At 44.6% G+C, this 23,382-nt stretch carries 22 protein-coding genes; 3 read left to right on the forward strand and 19 right to left on the reverse strand.

Features of this window, described 5'->3' with window-relative positions:
* Window positions 1-124: 124 nt before the first annotated feature.
* Window positions 125-1,105 carry a zinc dependent phospholipase C family protein gene (locus tag BMW45_RS03365; RefSeq protein WP_092240548.1) on the forward strand — a complete coding sequence of 327 codons (981 nt, stop codon included), beginning with the start codon at window positions 125-127 and terminating at the stop codon, window positions 1,103-1,105.
* A 92-nt stretch (window positions 1,106-1,197) separates the two neighbouring features.
* Here the strand turns inward: BMW45_RS03365 and BMW45_RS03370 are convergent, their stop codons facing one another.
* A complete protein-coding gene (locus BMW45_RS03370; RefSeq protein WP_092240550.1) occupies window positions 1,198-1,773 on the reverse strand; it encodes a hypothetical protein in 576 nt (191 codons plus the stop codon).
* Window positions 1,774-2,678: 905 nt separating this feature from the next.
* Here BMW45_RS03370 and BMW45_RS03375 point away from each other — a divergent pair.
* Complete coding sequence (locus BMW45_RS03375; protein WP_029701440.1) at window positions 2,679-4,202, forward strand: BCCT family transporter; 1,524 nt, start codon at window positions 2,679-2,681, stop codon at window positions 4,200-4,202.
* A 418-nt stretch (window positions 4,203-4,620) separates the two neighbouring features.
* Here BMW45_RS03375 and BMW45_RS03380 read toward each other — a convergent pair whose 3' ends face one another.
* From BMW45_RS03380 to BMW45_RS03460, 16 genes are all read right to left on the reverse strand, one after another.
* Window positions 4,621-5,460, reverse strand: coding sequence for a LicD family protein (locus BMW45_RS03380; protein WP_092246125.1), 840 nt, complete (start codon window positions 5,458-5,460; stop codon window positions 4,621-4,623).
* 100 nt (window positions 5,461-5,560) lie between these two features.
* Window positions 5,561-6,901, reverse strand: a complete 1,341-nt coding sequence (gene rfbH / locus BMW45_RS03385; protein WP_092240552.1) for a lipopolysaccharide biosynthesis protein RfbH — start codon at window positions 6,899-6,901, stop codon at window positions 5,561-5,563.
* Between the two features lie 116 nt (window positions 6,902-7,017).
* Window positions 7,018-8,094, reverse strand: coding sequence for a CDP-glucose 4,6-dehydratase (rfbG, locus tag BMW45_RS03390; protein WP_092240554.1), 1,077 nt, complete (start codon window positions 8,092-8,094; stop codon window positions 7,018-7,020).
* A 1-nt stretch (window position 8,095) separates the two neighbouring features.
* Complete coding sequence (rfbF, locus tag BMW45_RS03395; RefSeq protein WP_025231251.1) at window positions 8,096-8,872, reverse strand: glucose-1-phosphate cytidylyltransferase; 777 nt, start codon at window positions 8,870-8,872, stop codon at window positions 8,096-8,098.
* A 23-nt stretch (window positions 8,873-8,895) separates the two neighbouring features.
* Window positions 8,896-9,678 carry a glycosyltransferase family A protein gene (locus BMW45_RS03400; RefSeq protein ID WP_092240556.1) on the reverse strand — a complete coding sequence of 261 codons (783 nt, stop codon included), beginning with the start codon at window positions 9,676-9,678 and terminating at the stop codon, window positions 8,896-8,898.
* Window positions 9,679-9,999: 321 nt separating this feature from the next.
* Entirely contained in the window at window positions 10,000-10,641 is a 642-nt protein-coding gene (gene deoC, locus BMW45_RS03410) for a deoxyribose-phosphate aldolase (RefSeq protein WP_092240561.1), read from the reverse strand.
* Between the two features lie 34 nt (window positions 10,642-10,675).
* On the reverse strand, window positions 10,676-11,620 hold the full coding sequence (locus BMW45_RS03415) for a nucleoside hydrolase (protein WP_092240563.1): 945 nt from the start codon (window positions 11,618-11,620) through the stop codon (window positions 10,676-10,678).
* Between the two features lie 234 nt (window positions 11,621-11,854).
* Entirely contained in the window at window positions 11,855-12,034 is a 180-nt protein-coding gene (locus tag BMW45_RS03420) for a hypothetical protein (protein WP_092240565.1), read from the reverse strand.
* Between the two features lie 49 nt (window positions 12,035-12,083).
* Entirely contained in the window at window positions 12,084-12,851 is a 768-nt protein-coding gene (locus BMW45_RS03425) for a nucleoside phosphorylase (RefSeq protein WP_025231248.1), read from the reverse strand.
* A gap of 63 nt (window positions 12,852-12,914) precedes the next feature.
* Window positions 12,915-13,685 carry a nucleoside phosphorylase gene (locus BMW45_RS03430; RefSeq protein WP_092240567.1) on the reverse strand — a complete coding sequence of 257 codons (771 nt, stop codon included), beginning with the start codon at window positions 13,683-13,685 and terminating at the stop codon, window positions 12,915-12,917.
* Window positions 13,672-14,610 (reverse strand): ABC transporter permease, encoded by a 939-nt coding sequence (locus tag BMW45_RS03435; RefSeq protein ID WP_092240569.1) that lies wholly within the window; start codon window positions 14,608-14,610, stop codon window positions 13,672-13,674. The genes BMW45_RS03430 and BMW45_RS03435 overlap by 14 nt, the downstream gene beginning before the upstream one ends.
* On the reverse strand, window positions 14,603-15,691 hold the full coding sequence (locus BMW45_RS03440) for an ABC transporter permease (protein WP_092240572.1): 1,089 nt from the start codon (window positions 15,689-15,691) through the stop codon (window positions 14,603-14,605). The genes BMW45_RS03435 and BMW45_RS03440 overlap by 8 nt, the downstream gene beginning before the upstream one ends.
* Window positions 15,681-17,243 (reverse strand): ABC transporter ATP-binding protein, encoded by a 1,563-nt coding sequence (locus tag BMW45_RS03445; protein ID WP_092240576.1) that lies wholly within the window; start codon window positions 17,241-17,243, stop codon window positions 15,681-15,683. The genes BMW45_RS03440 and BMW45_RS03445 overlap by 11 nt, the downstream gene beginning before the upstream one ends.
* A 107-nt stretch (window positions 17,244-17,350) precedes the next feature.
* The gene (locus BMW45_RS03450) at window positions 17,351-18,514 is read right to left on the reverse strand and encodes a BMP family ABC transporter substrate-binding protein (RefSeq protein ID WP_092240578.1); all 1,164 of its coding nucleotides are present in this window, start codon (window positions 18,512-18,514) and stop codon (window positions 17,351-17,353) included.
* A gap of 107 nt (window positions 18,515-18,621) precedes the next feature.
* Window positions 18,622-19,389 (reverse strand): GntR family transcriptional regulator, encoded by a 768-nt coding sequence (locus BMW45_RS03455; protein WP_025231242.1) that lies wholly within the window; start codon window positions 19,387-19,389, stop codon window positions 18,622-18,624.
* A 5-nt stretch (window positions 19,390-19,394) separates the two neighbouring features.
* On the reverse strand, window positions 19,395-20,159 hold the full coding sequence (locus BMW45_RS03460) for a nucleoside phosphorylase (protein ID WP_025231241.1): 765 nt from the start codon (window positions 20,157-20,159) through the stop codon (window positions 19,395-19,397).
* Between the two features lie 530 nt (window positions 20,160-20,689).
* Between BMW45_RS03460 and BMW45_RS03465 the strand changes: the two genes are divergently transcribed.
* On the forward strand, window positions 20,690-21,565 hold the full coding sequence (locus BMW45_RS03465) for a Cof-type HAD-IIB family hydrolase (RefSeq protein ID WP_092240581.1): 876 nt from the start codon (window positions 20,690-20,692) through the stop codon (window positions 21,563-21,565).
* Between the two features lie 114 nt (window positions 21,566-21,679).
* Here BMW45_RS03465 and BMW45_RS03470 read toward each other — a convergent pair whose 3' ends face one another.
* Both BMW45_RS03470 and BMW45_RS03475 read right to left on the reverse strand, forming a co-directional pair.
* Window positions 21,680-23,101, reverse strand: coding sequence for a PTS sugar transporter subunit IIC (locus BMW45_RS03470; protein ID WP_025231239.1), 1,422 nt, complete (start codon window positions 23,099-23,101; stop codon window positions 21,680-21,682).
* 50 nt (window positions 23,102-23,151) lie between these two features.
* Window positions 23,152-23,370: a hypothetical protein gene (locus tag BMW45_RS03475; RefSeq protein ID WP_025231238.1), complete on the reverse strand. Its 219-nt coding sequence runs from the start codon at window positions 23,368-23,370 to the stop codon at window positions 23,152-23,154.
* Between the last annotated feature and the right edge of the window lie 12 nt (window positions 23,371-23,382).

Consider the following 23,382-nt stretch of genomic DNA (forward strand, 5'->3'; position numbering starts at 1 on the left):
GTGTTCTAATTCATAGGGCGAAAGCCCGTGAGCGAACGAATCCGCAGGATTCGCGAGCTGCACTGCGGACTCGCGGGCTGCACTACAGATTTCGCGAGCTGCAAATAAATGCGAGGTGAACAATATGCCTGGTTTTACCACTCACTATCTGCTGGGAGTCAAAGTTTTCAATGACATGCCTAACACCCCTTTAAAACGCATAATCTCCAAGTACCGCTGGCTTTACCAGCTTGGCCTCCAGGGACCGGATATATTTTTTTATAATATACCCATTCTACGCCACCGGGATTACCGCAACGTAGGTTCCTATATGCACGAAAACCATGTACATGATTTTTTTGTTTCCTGCTTAAACCACTTATCCCAGATCGAGTCCAAACAGCAGAGAGAGCAGGCCATTTCTTATATAAGCGGTTACTTCTGCCATTACATTGGGGACTCCATCTGCCACCCTTACGTGTACGGCCGAATCGAATATGATGTAAAAAACTCCAGCAACTATCATCATGGGCTTCATGCCATGTTGGAAAATGATATAGATGCATTGCTATTGATGAAATACAAAAAGAAAAAACCATCTCAGTTCAACCAGGCGGCCACCATTTGTTTAAACGGCCAGGAATTGCAGTTCATCTCCGGCTTTTTGTCCGTATGCATCAATGAAGCCTATTATCCTTTAAACTACCGGAATAATTTCCGTGTAACATCCCAGATGGTATCCCGTTCCATCCTGGCTATGCGCTTAGGATGCAGAACTCTTGCCGATCCGTCCAGCCGCAAGAAAAACAGCATTGAATTTATGGAATCTCTTTTCTTGCGCACTCACCTTGCTTCCCGGAAGCTGGTAACGGACATCCCGCCGGATCCCGTCGTCACCATGAATTTAAACCATGAAACCTGGTGTAATCCCTGGAACCGCCGTCTTGCATCCCAGTCCTCATTTCCCGAGCTCTTCCATCAGTCCATGGTAAAATGCAATGATGTGTTTTTTCTGCTGAACGAGGAACTGACTTCGCCGGTTCCACTAGATAGCCTGGATCACAATAAGCTTTTAAAGGAGCTTGGTAATTATTCCTACCACAGCGGATTGGCAGTAGATCCATAACGAACATACAAAAAAGGAACAAAAAAACATGGCTGAGGAGCGATCTACAACTCAATTCCTCATCCATGTTTTTTAATACCTGCATTAAAAATCTATTGATCCGACTCCGAGCTTTCAGTATCCGTCTCCTCATCCTCAGAGGTGGTCTCCGTGATAACTGCACCTTCCTTTGGAACAATCTTTTCATCAGATCCCTTAGGGATGTCCATATCTACCAGCCAATACTGTTGTTCATTCATCATATAATCCGGCATGACAATAAGGTGCATGTCATAATCCTTAAAAAATCCGCCATAAGAGGTATCGCTTGATTTTTCATAGGAAAAATCCTGCATAGCAGCCTCGTCGCCTATAAACCGAACTGCTGCATTTGCAAATACGACTGCTTCCTCGGGTGTGGATCCATCCTTAACAAGCAATGTCAAATCAATGCTATTCGTCTCCCGTTCTACCTTGTAATTAACACTTAACGCCATAGGATATTCTTCGTTGTCCACGAACTCTTCATCCAAGTCATTTCCAATCTGATCCCAATCCAGAATAATCCCCTGCTGAGTTTCAAAAACAGGCTCTGCCGGAGCTGTGGATTTAAGAATGTTACTTTCCGTGCATCCGGTCAACAACAATACCGACATCGCACACATCAATAGAGCTTTGTTCTTCATCATAATTTCCTCCTTATTGAACATCTAACATTATATCGGATGTAATACTTTTTTTGTAGTGGTTTTAGCAAAATGTCAGAAAATCTTCACAAATACGTTAGTGATTACTGGTATGAAAGCCTTGTTTTACCTTGATTTCCATGTGTTTTTCTTAGTGCGGTTACTTGTTATGCTCCCCTTGCCAAAATAATAGTATCATTTAAGTATCATGAGAGTGCAAAAAGTACGATGAGAATACAGTTCAGGCACTATATATGATTTATCATCTATATATGCTTGAATAGTGGTACCAGATATGTTATATTAGAATTACAAAAGAGTAACCGCCACACAAGGTGGAAACTCCCAGTATATGGACTAAATGCTCATATGCTCATGAGCCAGCCTATCCTGTTCGCAGCAGGGTAGGCTATTTTTTTAACTTATCTATGTAAGTCAGCAATGCCAAGATAAAAGTTGCAAATAAAAGCACATCTGCAAATGAAAACATATCCGGCACCACCTCCCCTCTCGTTATGACATAAAGACATAAAAGCTGGAAGGTTCCACCCTGTATTCGGTTACTCCTGGAGATATATTACCATATATCCCCTTATTCTACAATCTTCTTTTCTGCAAGCTGAGGAAAGTACGCAGACAGATTGACCTTTATTCCGGTTTTATGGATATGCAAGGATAAAGGCACTAAACACTTAAAACGGCAATACCGACTTTCGGATAGGCCGTAAAAGATTCTGGCTGTTTTTATTCAGAAAATCTTCACAAATACGTTAGTGTTTTTACTGGAATAAATCCCATACATTTTCTAAATCCTCTTATTTAATTCTTGCATTTTCTGGTTATCCATGGTATCATGTTCAATATCAATATTAAATTTATTTTTTTGAACACTTTAGGAGGCTATGTACATGGACCACAATGAGAAAAAGGCTTTGTTTAAAAAGCTGGATTGGATAACGACCCTGATTCCTTTTATATGTATCATTCTTTTATGCCTTGTTTTTACCATATATCCCAGCAAGTCTGCGGATACACTGGCTGCTATCCGGTCATTTTTAGGAGATGAGCTGGGAAGTTACTATCTTATCATCGGGCTTTTTACCTTCCTTTGCTCCCTGTATATCGCATTTTCCAAATACGGTACCATAAAGCTTGGAAACTTGGAAAAACCCCAATATTCAAATTTTAAATGGGGTACTATGATGTTTACAGCCGGTCTGGCCGCTGATATCCTCTTCTATTCCCTTTGTGAATGGATTCTCTATGCAGGGGAACCACATATCGCGGACCTGGGAGCCATGCAAGACTGGGCCTCCACTTATCCGCTGTTTCACTGGGGCCCTATCCCCTGGAGCTTTTATATGATATTGGCTGCAGCATTCGGCTTCATGCTCCATGTTAAAAAACGGACAAAACAAAAATACTCGGAAGCCTGCCGCCCTCTTTTGGGAAAGCATGTAGACGGCCTGTGCGGAAAACTCATTGACTTAATTGCCGTATTTGCCTTACTGGCTGGTACTGCAACCACATTTTCTCTGGCAACTCCTCTTCTTTCCATGGCGATCAGCAGGGTAACGGGTCTGCCGGATTCCAGATTATTGACCATTGCAATCCTGGTCATTATATGTATCGTTTACACCATTACGGTTTATTTCGGCATGAAGGGCATTGCAAAACTGGCTGCGTCCTGTACATATCTATTTTTCGGCCTGCTTCTCTATGTGTTGATCGGCGGTAAGGAAGCCAGATATACCATTGAAACAGGGATCACAGCAGTAGGAAACCTGACGCAGAACTTTATTAGCCTGTCCACATGGACCGATGCGCTGCGGACCTCCTCCTTCCCTCAGAACTGGACCATCTTTTATTGGGCTTACTGGATGGTTTGGTGCGTAGCCACTCCTTTCTTTATCGGAGCCATCAGTAAAGGGCGCACCATAAAGCAGACCATCCTCGGGGGATATGTCTTTGGAATCTCAGGAACCTTTACTTCCTTTATTATATTGGGAAATTACAGCCTTGCCCTTCAGACAAAGGGTGTGCTGGATGTGATGGGCATTTATGCTTCCACAGGAAACTTGTACCAGACGATCATGGCAATCCTTGAAACCTTGCCGTTTGCTAAGCTGGGGCTGATCCTTCTGGCAGTTACCATGGTGGCTTTTTACGCAACCAGCTTTGATGCCCTGGCCCTGGTTGCTTCCACCTACTCTTATAAGGAGCTCCCCGAGGACGCTGAGCCAGATAAATGCGTAAAGCTGTTCTGGTCCGTGCTTTTAATGCTGTTTCCCATTGCTCTTATATTTTCGGAGAATTCCATGGCCAATCTGCAAACGGTTTCCATCATCGCAGCATTTCCTATAGGAATTATCATACTCCTTATTATTTTCAGTTTCTTTAAAGACGCAAAGGAATATTTAAACCAGCAATAGGAGTTAAGCTCCATGGACATGAAGATCCGCATTGAAATGGCTTATAAAAGGCCTGATCAATGCGGATTTTCCTTGCTCCCGCCCGGTCTTATATCTCATGGCTGCAGTATGCGATCATACTAAAAATGCAATCATTACCGGTTTACTTTTTGATAATAAATGTATTATTACTTTTTTCAATTAGATATTTTAACTCTCCAGATTTCATAGAAAACGATAGATTAAGAGTTTATCATTAAAAAGTATTCTATTACAGATTAGGAAATCAATGTTTCCCTATTGGGGCCCGGCATAAAGTACCGTTGTCCCTTGTGGGAAGCTTATAAATGAAAAACAAGGGCGGGATTCGTTTGAATCCCGCCCTGTCATTGTATCCCATACAATCATTATTACCGGCTTATCCAGTAATAACTGCGTTCTAATGATATATTTTAATTTTCGTGCTGGAATGAGATGGAACCCGTTGTACCTCCGGCGGAAGCTTCTTATAATCACCGTAAATCCAGGTGAGGACCTCATGCCAGCCTTTTGGCGCCATCAGCCTGGTATCTTCAAATTCCAGGTCCACAGTTTCTTCACACCATTCCTTCTTAAGCGTCACATAGAGATAATCCGGCTGGTAGTTGCTGTAATACCTAAGGCGGCTCTTTCCCTTATGATCTTTGACCGCAATCATATGCTGCAGCTTACTCAAGGTTTTCATTGGAATCATTTTCCCTAAAGAAGCCAGCGTGCCTATAACGATTTTATTGATCAGGCTGTACTTTTTATAGTCTAACCGATAACGGTGGCCCATGGCCATACCGTAGATCACAGTATGCAGAAGGCGGGTACAGGCAGAAGCTGCCTTGCCTTCAGGAAGTTCATCAATGGTAAATAAGTCCACCCACAGATGGTTTAATTTTCCTTCATAAAACCGCATCTCATCTGAGTCCTCATGAGTCCGGCTGTTTTTATAGATGATTCTCGTTGTAAAATCATAAAAAGCCGTCCCGCCTCTTAAATCCTTTGGTTCAAGAAGTTCCATCTCTTCCGGAAGTTCCCGCCGCACTACCTTTAAAAAGGCATCATAATTGGAACGAGTAAACGCCACATCCGCATCATCATCCCAGGGAATGAAGCCTTTGTGCCTTACCGCGCCTAAAAGCGTTCCTGCATCCAGAAGATATTTGATCTTATATTTCCGGCAGATACGGTCAATTTCCTTTAAAATAGCCAGGTTCGCCTGATGTACCTCCGTTAAATCGTATTCCTTCATGTTTCCTCTTTCCTGCCCGTGTTTTCTGGGCATAAAGGTATACTTGCAGAGTGTTTCCTCTTTACGGCCCTTGCTTTTGGGGCGCAGAGGTATAAAACCCTTATTGGTTCAGCGCCTCCTTAATGATCTTTGCCATGTAATCGATCATCTCATCAGTCATTCCCGGATATACTCCTACCCAGAAGGTATCTTCCATGATCCGGTCGGTATTGGTCAGCTGCCCTACGATCCGGTATCCTTCTCCGGACGCTCTCATCTGGTCAAAGCATGGATGTTTCGTTAAATTACCGGCAAAGAGCATCCTTGTCTGAACGCCTCTCGATTCCACATACTGCACCACCTGATTCCGGCTTACGCCTTCTTTGCAGGTTATTAAAAAGCCGAACCAGCTTGGCTTGGAGTCCGGGCATGCCTCCGGAAGGATCAGTTTGTGGGAAACCTCTTCCAGGCCCTTATGAAGACGATCGAAATTATGGCGCCGCCTCTCTACAAAGGATGGAAACTTATCAATCTGAGCACAACCGATGGCCGCCTGCATGTCAGTAGCTTTTAAATTGTAGCCAAAATGGGAATACACATATTTATGGTCATAGCCCTCAGGAAGCTCCCCGTACTGGCGGTCAAACCGGTGACCGCATAAGTTGTCACGTCCGGAAGGACATACACAGTCCCGGCCCCAATCACGGAATGAGCGGATTATTTTATTTAACAGTGAGTTGTTCGTATAAACCGCACCGCCCTCTCCCATTGTCATATGATGAGGCGGATAAAAGCTTGAAGTTCCAATATCACCGATGGTTCCGGAGAAACGCTCTTCCCCATTTATGGTGTAATTTGTTCCAAGGGCATCACAATTATCCTCTACGAGCCACAGCTGATGCCTGTCGCAAAATGCCTTAACCGCAGAAAGGTCAAAGGGATTTCCCAGGGTATGAGCAATCATGACAGCCTTAGTCTTTTCTGAGAGCGCAGCCTCAAGCATGTTCACATCAATGTTATACTGGGGGATGGTAACGTCTACAAATACGGGAACCGCACCATACTGGATCATAGGAGTCACAGTAGTTGGAAATCCGGCTGCCACCGTGATCACTTCATCACCGCGCTTTATCTGGCGTTCCTTTAAAAGCGGTGATGTAAGGGTCATAAATGCCAGCAGATTCGCCGATGAACCGGAATTCACAAGGGAACAGAACCTGACTTTTAAATATTTCGCCAGTTTTTTCTCGAATTCATCGGTATACCGCCCAGATGTAAGCCAGAACTCCAGAGAGCTGTCCACCAGGTTCACCATTTCCTGATGATCGTACACACGGGATGCATATGAAATGCGGTCTCCTTCTTTAAAAGGATCTTTTTGATTATGGTAGGTGCTGCAGTATTCCTTTACCAGAGAAAGGATCTCCTCCCGCGCCACTTTTTCTGTCTTGTTTTCAAACATTCTATTTTTTCCTCTTTCTTGCCAATGTTTTTTGGCAGAGCATTTACAGCGTGCCCCGCACCACCGGGCATTGGGTGTGAAGGTATACCCGGAGGATGGTTCCTCTCAAACTTATATTAATTGAAGAATTCTTTTATCTGCAAGTCCATGAACGTAAGCATATCTGCCTCTTCCAAATGGGCCTTAGTCCATTCCACGGTCTTTTCCACTGCTTCCTTTACCTCATATCTGGGGCGCCAGTCGAAAACCCTCTTGATCTTGGAACAGTCCAGCTTTAAAAAGTTGGCTTCATGAGGGCCTCCTTCAAACTTGTCTATCCACTTTATCCCCTGGCCCCAGGCCTCACAGAACAGATCCGCCAGCTCCCCAGTGGTCACGCAGTCTCTGTCATCCGGTCCTACGTTATAATATCCCTGGAACTTGGAATCCTTATACTGCTTCATGGCAATCGTCATATAAATGGCCAGAGGCTCCAGAACATGCTGATACGGCCTTGTTGAATGGGGATTTCTCACGATGATGTCGTGCCCTGCCTCTGCTGCCCGAATGCAATCCGGAATAATTCTGTCATTGGCAAAATCTCCACCTCCGATCACATTGCCGGCACGGGATGTGGATATGGCCACACGTCCGTCAGAAAAAAAGGACTTGGCATAGCTGTGGGTCACCAGTTCAGAACATGATTTGCTGTTGGAATAAGGATCATAGCCATCTAATGGATCGTTTTCCCGGTATCCGTACTCCCATTCCTTATTTTCATACACTTTATCCGTTGTAACATTTAAAAAGGATTTGACCGAAGGGGTCAGGCGAATGCATTCCAGCACATTGACCGTACCCATAACGTTAGTCTCATAGGTGTAGACCGGATCCTTATAGGAGTCCCTGACAATTGGCTGGGCGGCCAGGTGAAACACGATTTCCGGATCCTCCTGTAAAAACACCTTTTTTAAATGCTCCAAATCCCTGATGTCCCCGATTATGGAATTTACGGTATCAGAAAGCCCGATTACTTCAAACAGGTTTGGGTCAGTGGAGGGCATGAGGGAATATCCCGTTACCGATGCACCGGCCTTTACAAGGAGTCGGCTGAGCCAGCTTCCCTTAAAGCCTGTATGCCCTGTGATCAGAACCTTTTTTCCTTTATAAAAATCGCAAAATTCGATCCATTTAATACTTGTCCAGCTTGTCATGTTATTTCTCCCAAATTTTCCATGGCGCCTGTCCGGACTGCCACAAATCTTCCAGCTTCTTCATTTCCCGCTGAGTATCCATGCACTGCCAGAAGCCATTGTGATGGAAGCTCATAAGCTGCCCTTCTGCCGCCAGGCTCTGCAATGGTTCTTTTTCAAATACGGTGGTATCATCCTTTAAATAAGAAAAGATCTCAGGATTTAAGACCATGAATCCCCCGTTGATCAGGCTGTTATCCGCTTCATCCTTTTCCCGGAAGGAACGGACCACATCGCCTTCGTCAATATCCAGAACCCCTTTTAGCTGGGCGATATTGACGGTAGTCATGGTAGCAGTCTTACCATGGTCCTGATGGAATTTTAACAAACCCTTTAAATCCACGTCACAGACTCCGTCACCATAGGTCATCATAAAGGGCTCATTGCCGATATAAGGCTGGATGCGCTTAATACGTCCGCCGGTCATGGTATTTAACCCCGTATCCACCAGGGTCACCTTCCATGGCTCCGCATAATTGTTATGTACCTCCATCTTATTATTGGCAAGATCAAAGGTCACATCTGATGTATGCAGAAAATAATCCGCAAAAAATTCCTTTACAACATACTGCTTATATCCAAGACAAATAACAAAATCGTGAAAGCCATACTGGGAATAATACTTCATGATATGCCACAGAATAGGCTTTTCCCCGATCTCAATCATCGGCTTCGGTTTTAAATGGCTCTGCTCACTGATTCTGCTGCCAAAACCTCCCGCTAATAATACTACCTTCATCACTTCATCCTCCAAATGTTCTTCTATTCATACTCTTTATAAGCCTTCCGGTAAAAGTGCATCAGCACCTTTACGACCGGTCCCGGCCACATCTTTGAAAACATATGAGCTTCTTCCCGGAGACGGCTGTTATCCGCTATACAGGCCTTTGTCGTGGCCTCCCCGTGAACCCTGTAATACAGGATCGGTTTTTCTACGCTAATAAAACGTCCCGGCAGTCCGGCTAATTGATAAAGCGTATCCCAATCCAGGGCAAACTGATAGGGAGAGTTAAAAAGAGACTCACCTAATCTTTCCTTATTATATGCACACGCAGGACAGCAGATGGAATTGCCGAACATCAAAACACTTTTTTTAATCCAGGTTAAGTGGCTGATACGCCGGTATCGCAAAGGAAGCCTGAGAAAGCGTTTGATAAACTCCACCTTTTCAAAAACAGCGGGCTGGTTCCCCCTGATTACCGTATATCCACCTGTAAACAGTGTCATATCCGGGTATTTTTCATAACATTCCAGAAGTTTCTTCACATAATCCTTCCGGTATAAATCATCCTGGTGAGCGATGGTAACAAAACGGGCAGAAGCCTGGTTATAGGCAAAATTCCAGTCTTCCCGTATATTGCTTTTCCCATACCGCACAAACAGCTGGACTCCGTACTTGTCCGCCATTTTTTCGATATAAGGGCTGGGCGTTGATGTGCAAATTATGACCTCCGATTTAACACTTTGTTTTAAAAGGGAACGGAGGCAGGCTTCAAGATATGGCGAATCTTTATATGCACAGACCGCAAATGCATGTGGTTTCATATTTTGTCTCCTAATGAATCAAGGGGATATACTTGCATATCCAGTTGATTCACATACTCAAGGTTGAAAGAAGCTTTCCTTTTAACCTTGCACCTCAAATGGGCTTATTATTATCTGGCTATGATTATACCATAAATACCGCAAAACATTCCACCATATTCATTATTTTGAAAGAATTTGTCTATCAGGCTAAAAACTTGAAATTTTTGCAGGATCTTGCAGAAAGAAAAAAGAATCTTGTAAGATTAGAATATCCGGAATCCCCGCTCTCACTCTTTCAGTGAAAGACCGGGATCCCGGTAAAGATTTGAAGGCAGATACCTATTCAGAAACCATGGCTGAACTTGTTCCAATGCGTTGGCATCCCAGGGCGATAAATGCTTCCATTTCAGCCCTGTTTTTTATTCCGCCTGACGCCTTTATCCTGACATTTGGTCCGATATGTTTTTTTAACAATTCAATGTCTTCCGGCTTTGCTCCGCCGGACCCGAAGCCAGTAGAGGTCTTGATATAATCAGCGCCCCCCTCTGTTACGCACCGGCACAATTCTAATTTTTCATTCTCTGTCAGATAGCAGGTTTCAATGATTACCTTTAATATCCGGTCGTCTCCAACTGCTTTTTTAAGCTCGGCAATTTCCTCCTTTACCTTATCAAAATCCCCGTTTTTTACATCTCCTAAGTTTATCATCATGTCGATCTCATTGGCTCCTTCCATCAGAGCCTGTTTTGTTTCAGCCACTTTTGCTTCCTTTGTTGCATATCCCAGGGGGAATCCAATGACTGTGCAGATATTAAGTTTCTCATAAGCGTTTCTTACCCTCATGACATAAGAAGGCGGAATGCATACGGATGCCGTGTGATGGGCCACCGCCTCATCGCACAATCCCCTGATTTCCTCCCAGGTGGTTGTCGCCTTTAACCGGGTATGATCGATATACCCCATCATTTCTTCTCTGTCCATAAAAACCTCCATTTCCTTCCTTCTTTTATGACCCTTAAAACACTGACAGCAGCTTCCTGACCGCCAGATCGGAATCAACACGGACACAATACTGAATTTCATCATGATCATAGACCGGAATAAAATCTTCATCTTTCTTAATCATGCCGCGGAATTCTTCATTTTCATACTCTACTGCAGCCCTTACCATACGGTATTCCCCGATGGACGGATCCCCTGCAATCACCATGGCCAGCGGATCATGAACCACGCAGCGGTCCTGACATCCCATGGATTGGTAACTGAACTGGAAATAGTATTCCAACGCGGACTGCATGTACTGTACAATCTTCCGGTTCTCCTCCTTGCAATACTTGCCCAGCAGGGAAATATCCTGAGCGGATATAAATGTCTCCATTGTAACATCAAGTCCTACCACAGTCATGGGAAAACCTGCCCGGAATACAAGATCCGCGGCTTTCGCATCCCCGTATATATTCGCTTCCGCATATGCGCTGATATTGCCAGGCTTATGGAAGGCTCCTCCCATGATTACCAAATGCTTAATTTTGTATGGAAGCCTTGGATCCTTTTCCAAAGCTGCGGCTATATTCGTCAGACGTCCCAAGGCAACAATGGTTAAATCCCCACAAAGTTCCTCCACCTTTCTTATAATAAAGTCCGCGGCCTCCTCGTTCAAAGGCTTTTGGTCTGATTCCGGCAAATCAACGTTGCCGATCCCATTGTCTCCATGAATATGAACAGGGTAAGGCTCTTCGACACCGGTCATGCTCTTGTTTGCGCCTACGATTACCGGAACGTCATAGCCGCATTCAGCCAGTTTTATTAACCGCAGTGTATTTTCCGCCGCCTGCATGGACGATGTGTTTCCATACACAGTGGTAAATCCCTCCACATGAAGTTTTTTATTTTTTAAGGCATATAATATGGCTATTGAATCATCGATACCAGTATCGCAATCCACTATAATATGTTTCATCCGTTATGCTTCCTTTCCCATTGCTTACAAAATCAAATGAATTACTTCTATCATGGCAGGGATCGGCTGACCAGCTCCCTGCCTTACAAAATGGTCTTTATCATACATATAATCCAGGTTCAGTAAGGTTCTTCCAAAGTTCATAAAGGGTTATGAGCCATGGAAAAAGTTCCATTGATTGAACCTTTGGCAGATTTCGGGTAAAAATCTGGTATAAATGATGGTGGGTATTGACTAACCCCGGATACATGGACATATTGGTTCCGTCAAGTATTGTTCTGCCTGCCATTCTTTATCGCTGATATCAGCGATTCTTCCATTTTCTATGTATACATTGGTGTTCTCCAGTACCCTGTCCTGGGAATCACATGTTACGATATAACGGACATTTTTTAACAATATTGAAGTTTTCATTGTTCCCTCTTTTCCATCCGGTTCCGGCGCAGCCGCTTACAGCATCATCTTAACGGTCTGCCATGTCCTTTTTAATAATCTGCGTCATTGCTTCTATTCCCACCTGGATCGCTCTGTCTTCCCATTCCCTAGGATAATCCTTATCGTCATTGCTGTAACTTTTGTAATTGGTCGCACTGATCATGACAGAGGACATTCTGATGTCAAGGGATGCGGCTACCAGAAACAGCGTTGCGCACTCCATGCTTGAATTGGTGGCTCCACCCTTTTCATAAGCTTCCCATTTGTTCTTTAACTCATAATACACCGGCTTTGTCTCAGGGGAAACTTCCGTGTAAAAGGAGTCCTTTGAGATTGTCACTCCGATATTATAAGGAATGTCTAGCTTCTTTGCAGCAGCTTCCAGTTCTTTTACCATCTCATAATCCGGAACAGCGGGGAATTCCTCAGGCAGATAATGAATCCCTGTTCCCTCCATTCTTACTGCTCCATTGGGGATGACAACATCACCCACCTTAACCTTTGGGGAGGTGGAAGCGCAGGAGCCGATCCTCATCATGGTGTGAGCGCCGCATTCATACAATTCCTCTACCGCAATGGCCGCCGAAGGTCCTCCGATTCCTGTGCTGGTGACGGAAACAGGCACTCCTGCCAGGGTTCCCGTATATGTAAGATACTCTCTGTGATGGGCTATTTTAACGGGATTATCAAAATAGGCTGCTATTTTGGCTGCCCGCTCCACACTTCCCGGCAAGAATACATATTGTCCTACCTGATCTTTGGTAATGTTCAAATGCATCATCTTTTTTTCCTGCATGTCCTGTTTTCTCCTGTCTTTTCCTATTTTATGCCCATGCTATTTGGGCATAGAGGGATACCCTTACTGGCTCTCCCGTTCAAAGCGATAAATCGCCTCTAAAACAACCCGGATCTCATCATCCCAGCCTGCTGCCAGACCCGTATTCTCGGTTTCATAAATTACGTCGCCTGTAACAATATTGCCTGATACGGCACTGATCATAGCACCTCTTACCTTCCGTCTGTGGCAGACCGTATAAAGGGCGGAGCTTTCCATCTCAACATTTAAGCAGCCAAGCTTTGATAATTTTCCGATCCATTCCTCTGTTTCACCATAAAACGCATCGTCGCTGGCATTGATTCCATAATAGAGACTGCCGGAAATTTCATCTTTCATATCCTTTGCCGTGTCAATCAGTACTCTTGTAAGGTCAAAATCCGGGACCGCAGGGAAACAATCCGGCACGTAAAATCTGGAGGTTCCTTCATTTTTCATGGAAGCTGTGGAAATCATTAAATCACCGATTTTGATCCCTTCCTGTAAGGCTGCGCTGCTGCCGATGCGGATTAAGCATTTTGCGCCGATATTGATCAGCTCTTCCGCTGCAATGGCAGCCGACGGGCAGCCCATTCCCGTTGATGTAACAGAAACCTTTACCCCTTTATAGTATCCTGTAAAGGTGCGGTGCTCTCTATTATTGGCCACCAGCCTGGCATCTTCCAGATATTTTGCCACTCGGTCGGAACGGGCCGGATCGCCGGGAAGCAAAACATAGTCGCCGATATCTCCGGGATTCAAATGGATGTGGTACTGTCTTTTACCAAGGGTTTTTTCATCTTTATTTAATGACATTTTGCTGTATCTCCTTATTTTTCTTATTTTTCTGCCGTTGCTTTTGAATAGAGTAAACGGTCAGACCTAAAATGGTCGCCCCGTAAGGCAGCATCTGTACAAATTCTGAAGGAATCTGCAAAAGCTGCAGGATATTGGAAAGGCCGTCAAAGAAGGAAAAAACCATGGAAGAGATTAAGGCTCCCACCGGGGTTGCCTGTCCCATGGCGCAGGCTGCAAGAGCGATAAACCCGCGTCCGGCTACCATGTCCCTGGTAAACATGGATAAGTAACCCATGGATAAATACATTCCTCCCATTCCCGCCATAACACCGCATAATAAAATAGCCAGAAACCGGATCTTAACTACATTCTGCCCTACGCTGGAAGCTGCGCTGGGATTTTCCCCTACGGCCCTCATACGAAGTCCCATCGGAGTACGGTATAAAAAGACTGAGATCATAATCACCATGAAAAAGGCAAAGTAGGTAATCACATTGTGGCCGGATAAAATATCTCCAAGGACTGGAATGTCCTTTATAATAGGTATGTTAACCGCTGGAAAGCTAAAGCTTTTTAAGGATGAACTGGACCCTTTTTCCCCTGTTGCAAGCTGTAGCACAAAGACGGTAAGCCCGCCGGCTATGGTGTTAACTGCCGTACCGCATAACACAGCGTTGGCCTTTAACATCAGATGGAAGTATGCGAAAACCCCGCTTACAATTAAGGCCGCGCCAACACCTGCCACAAGCCCCCAAAACAGATTGCCTCCCCATGCACTACCCAGAACTCCGAAGAGGGCCGAAATAAGCATGATCCCATCTAATCCAAGATTGACTACTCCCGTTCTTTCACAGATCACTGCACCCAAAGAAGTAAGTAAAATAGGAGTTGCCACACGAATCCACATAAAAAGGAAATCAACAATAAATAAATAATCAATCATTTACTACATCTCCTTTCATTCCAGTTTCTGACTTTGCAGCCTCTACGATCATTCTCTGCTTCCATTTTTTAAGCAGAGCCTCGGCTGCGATCATCAGGATCATAACCCCCTGGATGATCTTTACCACCTCACTGCTGACATCGCTGTTTCTTGCCATAATGTTTGCTCCCACATTCAGATATCCCATAAAAAGAGCCGCAAAGGGCACCAGGAGGGGATTGTTTCTGGCTAGTAAGGCGACGGCAATTCCGGTCCACCCGTAGCCCGGACTCGAGGTCCATTTAAAACGGGTATACATACCCAAAAGTTCCGCACCTCCGCCAATTCCTGCCAGGGCACCGGCAATTACCTGGGAGGCTACCATAATGCCAGTGACCTTTATCCCCGAATAGTTTGCAAACTTCGGATTGTTTCCCACAATTCTTAGCTTCATTCCAAAGGTCGTACGGAAGAGCAGAAAATAAATGAGCAGGCAGAGAACAACCCCAAGGATAATTCCGGCGTGGATCCTGGTGCCTCCTATGATTACCGGTAACAGGGAAGTATCCACAAATGCGATGGAAGCAAGGCTTGAACTGCTGATCTCACGGAAATAGTAGCTTACCATATAGATGGCAAAAAACTGTACGATATAGTTAAGCATCAGTGAGGTCACCACTTCCGAAACCTGCCATTTCATTTTTAACAGCGCAGGAATCAGGGCTACGGTAGCGCCCATAGCTGCCGCTGCCAGCAATGCCACTGCAGAATGAATGCCGGTCGGAAGGGGGACAGAGGTCGCAACCATCATTGCACCAAGGGTCCCGATGAAAAAAGCGCCCTCTGCGATCATGGAAAACTGTCCTGCTCCGAAAATCAGGATAACGGCCAGTGCCGTAAACATTAGCGGGGAAGCTGCCTCCACAATATTGCCGATGCGGCGGAAGGAGGTAAAGGGACCGATAAAAAAGCTGAAAAAGGCGTTCATCGGTTCAGAACTGGTTCCTAGTACAATCGCTGTGACAAGACCGCAGGACACCAAAATTGCTATCATCAGTTTTGCCATATCTACGATCAGGTGAATCCGTTTATTACTGTCCATGACAAGCCTCCTTTATCTCTGCTTCAGACTGCTTTTCAATACCAAGCATATATTTTCCAAGCTCAAGCTCGCTGATCTTCCCTGCATCCGGGAAATACGCCACAATCTGTCCTTCATGCATGACAATGATGCTGTCGGATAATCCCAGCACTTCATTTAAATCTGAGCTGATGAGCAATACAGATTTTTTACTGTCTCTCATTTTGATCAGCCGTTTGCGGATGAATTCGGTTGCACCTACATCCACGCCCCTGGTAGGCTGGTTGGCAATGATGACCTTGGGATCGCTGGATAGTTCCCGGGCAAGGACTGCTTTTTGGATATTACCGCCGGAGAGGCTGTCAATCCTGACATCCGGATTTTTGCACAGCACCTGATAATCCTTTGCCATATCAAGCCCGTATTGCTTTATCATTCGTTTGTCGATGATCCCATGCTTTGAAAACTTCTTCTGGGAAATTTTATCTGAAAGGGTATTTTCCGTAATGGACAACGCAGGAGCCACGCCGGTGGTCATGCGGTCCTCCGGAATATGGGAGACAGAAAGTGCCCGGATATCTTTAATGCTGTGGCCGGATATCTCCTTGCCGCACATCTCGATGGAACCGGAATTATACTTTCGAAGCCCAGTTAAAGCTTCCGCCAGCTCAGACTGGCCATTGCCTTCTACACCAGCAATTCCAAGGATCTCCCCTTCTCTTAAAAGAAAAGATACGTTGTTTACATAAGTTTTCCCGTTCTCACCGGAGATGCTTAAATCCTTTACATGGATAGTGGGATCTCCCATGTCAGGCAGTTTTTTCTCTATGTTCAGTATAACGTCCCTTCCCACCATAAGGTTGGAGATGTCCTGCTCTGTTACATCCTTCATATCATACAGGCCCATGGACCTTCCCTGGCGTATAATGGAAATCCTGTCACACAGTTCTTTTACTTCGTTCAGCTTATGAGAAATGAAAATTATGGTATAGCCATTGCTTTTAAGCCTCTTTAATTCCTCAAATAATTCGGTGGTTTCCTGTGGGGTCAAGACTGCGGTAGGCTCATCTAAAATCAGTATTTTCGCTCCCCGGAACAATGCCTTCAGTATCTCCACCTTCTGCTTTTGGCCTACGGTTAAATCTTCAATTCTTGCCCTTGGGCTCACCTGCATGTTGAATTTTTCCGCCATCTCTTCTACCTGCCTGTGGGCATTCTTCCTGTTGATCAGCAAGCCTTTTCTGGGTTCAACGCCCAGAATGACATTCTCCGCAACCGTAAGCGATGGAACCAGCATAAAATGCTGGTGTACCATTCCGATCCCCAGACTGATCGCTAATTGAGGAGAAGAAATGATGGTTTTTTCGCCATTGACGTAGATATCCCCTGAGGTCGGCTGCTCTTCGCCAAAAATGATTTTCATTAAAGTGGATTTACCTGCTCCGTTTTCTCCGGACAAAGCATGGATTTCTCCGGCAAGAACAGAGAAGTTGATCCCCTTATTCGCCATTACGCCATTGGAGTATACTTTAACGATATTTTCCATCCGCAATACTTCTTTTTTCTCTTCCATCCTTATTACTCCTTAAAAATCCTTTTGGAAAGGGCAGCAGCAAAGGCGACCATATAGTTTGCTGCTGCCCCATGGATTACCGGTGCCCTATGGTTTTAATAACAGGCTTATTTCATGCTGTCACGCAATGCGGCGACTTCTTCCGTCGTCATCTTCATAGCGCTTCCTACCGTAATATCACCCTTAATGATCTTGTCCTTTACCGCATCAAGATTCTTCTTGATATCTTCCGGGACAATGGTGTTAAAATTATCATTCTGAGCCAAACCCACTGCACCGCTGTCAAGGCCAAGAGCATATGTCTCGTCACAAGTCATGGAGTTGTCCATAAGGCCTTTGACTGCTGTTACAAGAGAATCTCCCACATTTTTCAGGGTTGAGGTCAAAATGTTCTTTGCGATGTCAGGATTCGTATCCTTTAACTGGGTATACAGATCCTGGTCACAGGCGATTAAGTATTTATCAACGTTGTTTGCCGCAGTTGCTGCACCGAGAATACTTTGTGACGCCGGTGCATATACGATCTGAGCGCCCTGATTGTATAACTGGGTGGTCATTTCAAGACATTTGGGCACATCTTCAAAGGAACCCACATAGGAAGGGATCACCTTGATGTTTGGATCTACGTATTTCACGCCTTCCAGATATCCTACCAGGAAGTCATTGATGTTTGCCACATCCATGGAACCGATAAAGCCTAAGGTTCTCTTGGAAGCATCGATCTTCGCGTCTCCGGAATCAAGCATCTGGGCAGCCAGGACACCGGCTAAGAATGAGCCCTGGTTGGAATTGTATGTAATGCCCATCATATTTCCGTCAGCAACAATCGTCCGGTCCACATCGCTGTCAAAGAAAACATACTTTTTGTCAGGATACTGTGCGGCCGTATTTTGTGCCACTTCTTTCACAGACCAGGTACCTGCGATGATCACATCCCAGTCCTGCTCGGATACATCTGTGAAATGTCCTTCATAGCTGGTTTCGTCCCGTCCCATCTCAACCACCTTGATGTCGGCCCCCAGTTCATCTCTCATACGGTAAAGACCGCTGGCCGCTGAGTCATAAAAGCCTTTGTCCCCCAGGTTTCCGTTTACCAGATACACGGCCTTTAACGGCTTTTCCGGAGTCTTCTCTCCGCTTGCTGTATCCGCCCCTTCTGTTTGCTCCTGTTTTCCGGCAGTCGTCTGTACGCTGTCATTTGTTTTGCCGCATGCAGTGAGCATAGCGCAGGCAAGTACCCCTGTAAGAATCAATTGAAACGTTTTTTTCATTCCTTTCTCCTTTCTGTTGCTGCGTTGCTTGTGTTTGTTTTTCAGTATATTTGAAAAGAGCTTTCCGTACTTTTAAAAGACCTTTGGACCGGTCTGCTCTTTTTCAATTACATATGAGACTTGCGCTCCATGGAGAAACGGTACATACTTCCGAGAAGCTGGTGCTTGGCATAGCTTAGCTGCTTATCCCCCTCTTCTACCAGGATCTCTTCCACAATAATGACCGGCTCATTTTTATTAATGCCTGCAATATAAGAATCCGCATCCGCATTCAGCACATTGAATACCGTCTTGGCATGCTTTGCCAGCCGATACAGTCCATAAGTGCTAAACTCCCTCATCTTTTCTGTGTCATTCATATCCAGCTGGAATTTCTCCATGTATTCCGCATCGAAGATCGTGACCGTGTTTGCCACCTGGCGCCCGTTGGAAAAATAGTCCGTACTGGTAAAAACCATTAAATCTCCCGGCTTTTTATACCCCAGCTCATGAGCAACATAGACACCGCAGGGCTGGTACTGGGCGGAAATCTTAATCTCATCAATGGTATCCACGCAGTTCTCAATGCACGGGTTAAACAGCCACTGGAATCCATCCTTATATTGCAGCGCATGTGTCGAGACTACCGCCTGTTTCCCCTGGGTCTTATTTATGTATCCATCCTCTTCCAGCTTTCTCATGGCCATTCTGACCGTACCGCGGCTGACCTTCCAGTAATTAGCCAGCTTATTTTCACTTGGAACAACATCTCCTGCTTTGATCACGCCTTCGACTATTAAATTAAAAATAATATCATAAATTTTTACGTAGTTCGGAATCACCAGGTTCTCTGAAATATCTTCCTCCAGAAGCGGCAACTTATTGTAATCCATCATACCAATCACCCCACCAAATCATTTTTTATTATGGCTCTCATCGCCTCAATGCCAACCAGAATCACTCTGTTTTCCAATTCCGTAAGGGGTACCCTGTCCTTTTCCGGGGAATTCTTATAATCCGTGGCACTTACTAAAACGGAAGCTGCCCGAATCCCTAAGCTAGCCGCTACAAGAAACAGGGTGGAACATTCCATGCTTGTAGAGGTGGCACCGCCTGCCTCGTAGGCACTCCATTTATGAAGGATCTCATCCTTTACCGGCTTTTTCTCCGGCTGAGTCTGACTGTAAAAGGAGGCTTTTGTAATGGTAACGCCCACATTATAGGGCATATTCAGCCGTCCAGACGCGGCCTCCAGCTCTTTTATCATGGAAAAGTCCGGAACCGCAGGGAATTCCACTGGCAAATAATGATTGCTGACGCCTTCCATCCGGATTGCTCCATTGGGAATCACGATGTCCCCTGTCTTCACCTTTTCTGAAGTTGAAGCGCCGGAACCGATGCGAAGCATGGTATCCGCTCCGCACTGGTAAAGCTCCTCCATGGCAATGGCGGCAGAAGGTCCTCCGATTCCGGTACTGGTAACAGCCACTCTCGTTCCATCAAGTTCTCCCACAAAGGTCCTGAACTCACGGTTGTATGCAATTTCCCTTGGATTGTCAAAATGAGCGGCTATCTTTTCTGCCCTCTCCGGGCTCCCCGGTAAAAAAACATACCTTCCAACATCGCCTTTTGAGATTCCAATATGCATCATTTTCAATTTTTCCATATTCTCCTCCTCTTCTGGTATTTTTATCGTTTTTGACTTGGCAGCCAAGTTGTTGGCATTAGAATATCACTTGGCAGCCAAGTTGTCAATATATTTTCTTACAAAATTCGTTTTTTTAAGTGCAAAACATACAAAAAAAGACAAATGTCTTTAATTTTAATGGGTATCTTTTAGACATAGAGAATGATTATCCTTAGAATAATTGTGCAAATCATTGTATTAATTGGATTAATATCAGAAAAAACGTTACAAACTCCCTTGTCCAACTTCTGAAAGAGGGGCGGGTGCCATCCCCTTGAAGCATACAATACCCAAAACATTTCGCCTCGGTGTCGGGAGAAAATAAAAAGACCTCATTGTTAAAAGTTATATGTAGGGTTTGTAAAAAGGATGGGAGGAAATCTGATAAAAGATAGGAAAACTGATGAAATTAGGGTTCTCTGGCCCCTCTTCATTGACGAACAGTCAAATTTAGGATAAGCTAAGTATGAGAACAAGAATACATAACTAGACAAAGGAGATTACTTGCTATGAGCATCCGACTGATCGCCTCCGATATGGATGGCACCCTTTTAAACCCTCAGACCAATATCTCAAAAGCCAATGTAGATGCGATCCGCAGGCTTGAGCGCGCGGGCATAGAGTTTTTAATCTGCAGCGGACGGGATTATCAAGAAGCAAAAGCCGTTATGGATGCCTGTGATATCACATGCAGCTACATCTGCTTAAGCGGGGCTGCCGTATACAGTCAGGATGGTGAAATACTGAGTGAGATTCCTCTTACCTCTCAGAACCTTGTAGATATAGATCGGATCCTTACAGAGCAGCAGGCAGATATGGATATTCTGACTTCCTTGGGACGGTATACCACTACCCCGAAAGAGCGGAAGTTAAACGAGATATACTCCTTCTTAAAAAAGAAATTCAGCTCCTCTCCTGATCACATTTCCCAAGAGCTGGAAGTTGCTGTACAAAACCGAATGGAATCCACGACCTTTATTTCTTCTCTTGAAGAGCTTCCTGAGGACAGTGATGTATTTAAGATATGCAGCAACGGACTTCCGGTTCAAAAGGCTGCAGAATTAAAAGAAATTTTCACAGACTATCCGGATCTGGCTGCGGCCTCCTCTTTCCCTGACAATATAGAGCTGACCAATCAGGCTGCTCAGAAAGGGCTGATTCTGAAAGCATACGCAGAACAAAAAGGAATCTCTCTTAAGGATGTGATGGTGATCGGAGACAGCGACAATGATCTGTCCATGTTCACACCGGAATTCGGGTGGACTGTCGCCATGGAAAATGCCATGCCCTGTATCCGGGATGCAGCAAAATATCACACCAAATCCAATACAGAGGATGGGGTTGCCTGGGCCATTCGCAAGCTTGTCTTTCAGGAAAACAGCTGAAGTACTTACTATTAAGAAATATGGGCATTCCTACTGATCTTTGATGATAAATTTCAAAAACGGCGTACATCTGAATCATATCAGATGTACGCCGTTTTTTTAATCAACAGGTTTTCAGTTTTCTGATGGAGAGTCTACTCCATTTGCAGCAATAATAAATGGCGCCCATATTGCAAAGGCAACAACCATATTGACAGCAGTAAGTACGAGCGAACGCCAGTCGCCTGCTGTAGCGAGGAATCCGCTCAAGAATACAGGCATCACCCATGGAACACTGATAACAACCGGGCTTACCAGACCCCAGATCGTAGCAAAATATGAAATGGTTGCTGTTGCAAGCGGAGCCAAAATAAACGGCACAATCAGTAGTGGATTAAGAACTACAGGTATACCAAACATGATTGGTTCGTTGATATTAAACAATCCCGGTCCCAGACCTAACTTGCCCACCATTTTATAATCTGCACGTTTTGACAAGATTAAAATTGAAACAATAAGTGCAATTGTAACACCAGCACCGCCAGGCCACACAAATGCCTCGAAAGAACCTGAAACCCATTTATAAGGAATCTCAGCGCCAGACTCGTAAGCAGCTAAATTTTGCAGCTGAGCAACACCATAAGTACTGTTCAAAACAGCTCCCATAATATTTGTGCCATGTAATCCGAAAAACCACAGTAAGTGCACAAGCAATACAATTATAAATACCGAACCATAGCCCTGTGATATGCCCAGCAATGGCTGTTGTATATGTTCTGTAATCCAGTCACTGACAGGTTGGGTACCTAACGCCCAGCTCTGTTTAAGCACGAAATAGATGATAGCTGATCCATAAAGTGATATAACACCTGGTATGATGGCAGAAAAAGCACGAGACACTGCAGGCGGAACAGATTCAGGAAGTTTTATTGTAATATTTTTCCTCATCAGCTTCGCAAAAATTATCACCGATAAAAAAGAGAACAATATAACAGTAAACATTCCCGCAGCTCCAAAGTAGCCTGAAAAGTTAAAAAATCCCCAGGCACTACCTGTAACTGTTATGGTGGACACACCATCGGCTGTAGCGATTGTTGCACCTGATGCCTGAATCATGTCTGCAATATTAGCAGGCAGCACATCACTCAAAGTTAGGGTGGTGGATGTACTGGCGCTTTGAGGCAATCCCATAAGATATGCCGCAAGTGAAACAATAGCACCGGCTACCTTATTAACATCATAGGATTTTGCTATCGTATAACCCAGGGTAATTGAAAGCATAATGCCCATAACCGCCAGGGTTCCCCCCCAGACAATTCCGTTTAAAGAAATAATCCATGAAACAAGGGGAAAAGTAGTAACACCGTTACCGGTGCCCAGATATGTATTGGGTATATCGCGCAATAGCGCATTTAAAAGAACGGCCATGGAACCAGCCATAGTCAGGGGCATCAAATTGATGAATGCATCTCTAAGAGCAAGTAAATGCTTTTGAGAACCTATTACGACAGCTACAGGTAAAAATTTTCTTTCTATAAATTTTACAATTGTATTCATGAAAGTCCTCCTGCTATCTATAAGAATTTTAATTACCAGGTTTCAAAACACTATATAGCCTGTGCTTGAAAATAAAGAACCTTGCCCCAAGTTGTATTTTTAATTAATTCCTTTGCTTTTATTGCAGCATCCGCTGGATTACCGGTAACTTCAAAAAAGAGTTTTATGCCCTCTTTTTTACTGAAAGTAAATGTTACATCACCTTCCCTGTAATTAGATAATAACTCTTTAATATTATCCTGCTGCATGGGACTGGAAATGGTAATCATATATACCTCCTT

It is taken from the genome of Lacrimispora sphenoides (assembly GCF_900105215.1).
Classification (GTDB): Bacteria; Bacillota; Clostridia; order Lachnospirales; family Lachnospiraceae; genus Lacrimispora; species Lacrimispora sphenoides_A.

What these genes read in the sequence shown, in the direction of transcription:
- BMW45_RS03415 (WP_092240563.1), bottom strand. Translation starts at nt 11,620, where the DNA reads ATGAAACATATTATAGTGGATTGCGATACTGGTATCGATGATTCAATA.
- BMW45_RS03435 (WP_092240569.1), bottom strand. Translation starts at nt 14,610, where the DNA reads ATGATTGATTATTTATTTATTGTTGATTTCCTTTTTATGTGGATTCGT.
- BMW45_RS03425 (WP_025231248.1), bottom strand. Translation starts at nt 12,851, where the DNA reads ATGCAGGAAAAAAAGATGATGCATTTGAACATTACCAAAGATCAGGTA.
- BMW45_RS03365 (WP_092240548.1), top strand. Translation starts at nt 125, where the DNA reads ATGCCTGGTTTTACCACTCACTATCTGCTGGGAGTCAAAGTTTTCAAT.
- BMW45_RS03370 (WP_092240550.1), bottom strand. Translation starts at nt 1,773, where the DNA reads ATGATGAAGAACAAAGCTCTATTGATGTGTGCGATGTCGGTATTGTTG.
- BMW45_RS03445 (WP_092240576.1), bottom strand. Translation starts at nt 17,243, where the DNA reads ATGGAAGAGAAAAAAGAAGTATTGCGGATGGAAAATATCGTTAAAGTA.
- BMW45_RS03400 (WP_092240556.1), bottom strand. Translation starts at nt 9,678, where the DNA reads ATGAAACCACATGCATTTGCGGTCTGTGCATATAAAGATTCGCCATAT.
- BMW45_RS03380 (WP_092246125.1), bottom strand. Translation starts at nt 5,460, where the DNA reads ATGAAGGAATACGATTTAACGGAGGTACATCAGGCGAACCTGGCTATT.
- rfbG (WP_092240554.1), bottom strand. Translation starts at nt 8,094, where the DNA reads ATGACAAGCTGGACAAGTATTAAATGGATCGAATTTTGCGATTTTTAT.
- BMW45_RS03440 (WP_092240572.1), bottom strand. Translation starts at nt 15,691, where the DNA reads ATGGACAGTAATAAACGGATTCACCTGATCGTAGATATGGCAAAACTG.
- BMW45_RS03430 (WP_092240567.1), bottom strand. Translation starts at nt 13,685, where the DNA reads ATGTCATTAAATAAAGATGAAAAAACCCTTGGTAAAAGACAGTACCAC.
- BMW45_RS03420 (WP_092240565.1), bottom strand. Translation starts at nt 12,034, where the DNA reads ATGAAAACTTCAATATTGTTAAAAAATGTCCGTTATATCGTAACATGT.
- rfbH (WP_092240552.1), bottom strand. Translation starts at nt 6,901, where the DNA reads ATGTTTGAAAACAAGACAGAAAAAGTGGCGCGGGAGGAGATCCTTTCT.
- deoC (WP_092240561.1), bottom strand. Translation starts at nt 10,641, where the DNA reads ATGGACAGAGAAGAAATGATGGGGTATATCGATCATACCCGGTTAAAG.
- BMW45_RS03455 (WP_025231242.1), bottom strand. Translation starts at nt 19,389, where the DNA reads ATGATGGATTACAATAAGTTGCCGCTTCTGGAGGAAGATATTTCAGAG.
- BMW45_RS03470 (WP_025231239.1), bottom strand. Translation starts at nt 23,101, where the DNA reads ATGAATACAATTGTAAAATTTATAGAAAGAAAATTTTTACCTGTAGCT.
- BMW45_RS03450 (WP_092240578.1), bottom strand. Translation starts at nt 18,514, where the DNA reads ATGAAAAAAACGTTTCAATTGATTCTTACAGGGGTACTTGCCTGCGCT.
- BMW45_RS03375 (WP_029701440.1), top strand. Translation starts at nt 2,679, where the DNA reads ATGGACCACAATGAGAAAAAGGCTTTGTTTAAAAAGCTGGATTGGATA.
- BMW45_RS03460 (WP_025231241.1), bottom strand. Translation starts at nt 20,159, where the DNA reads ATGGAAAAATTGAAAATGATGCATATTGGAATCTCAAAAGGCGATGTT.
- BMW45_RS03475 (WP_025231238.1), bottom strand. Translation starts at nt 23,370, where the DNA reads ATGATTACCATTTCCAGTCCCATGCAGCAGGATAATATTAAAGAGTTA.
- rfbF (WP_025231251.1), bottom strand. Translation starts at nt 8,872, where the DNA reads ATGAAGGTAGTATTATTAGCGGGAGGTTTTGGCAGCAGAATCAGTGAG.
- BMW45_RS03465 (WP_092240581.1), top strand. Translation starts at nt 20,690, where the DNA reads ATGAGCATCCGACTGATCGCCTCCGATATGGATGGCACCCTTTTAAAC.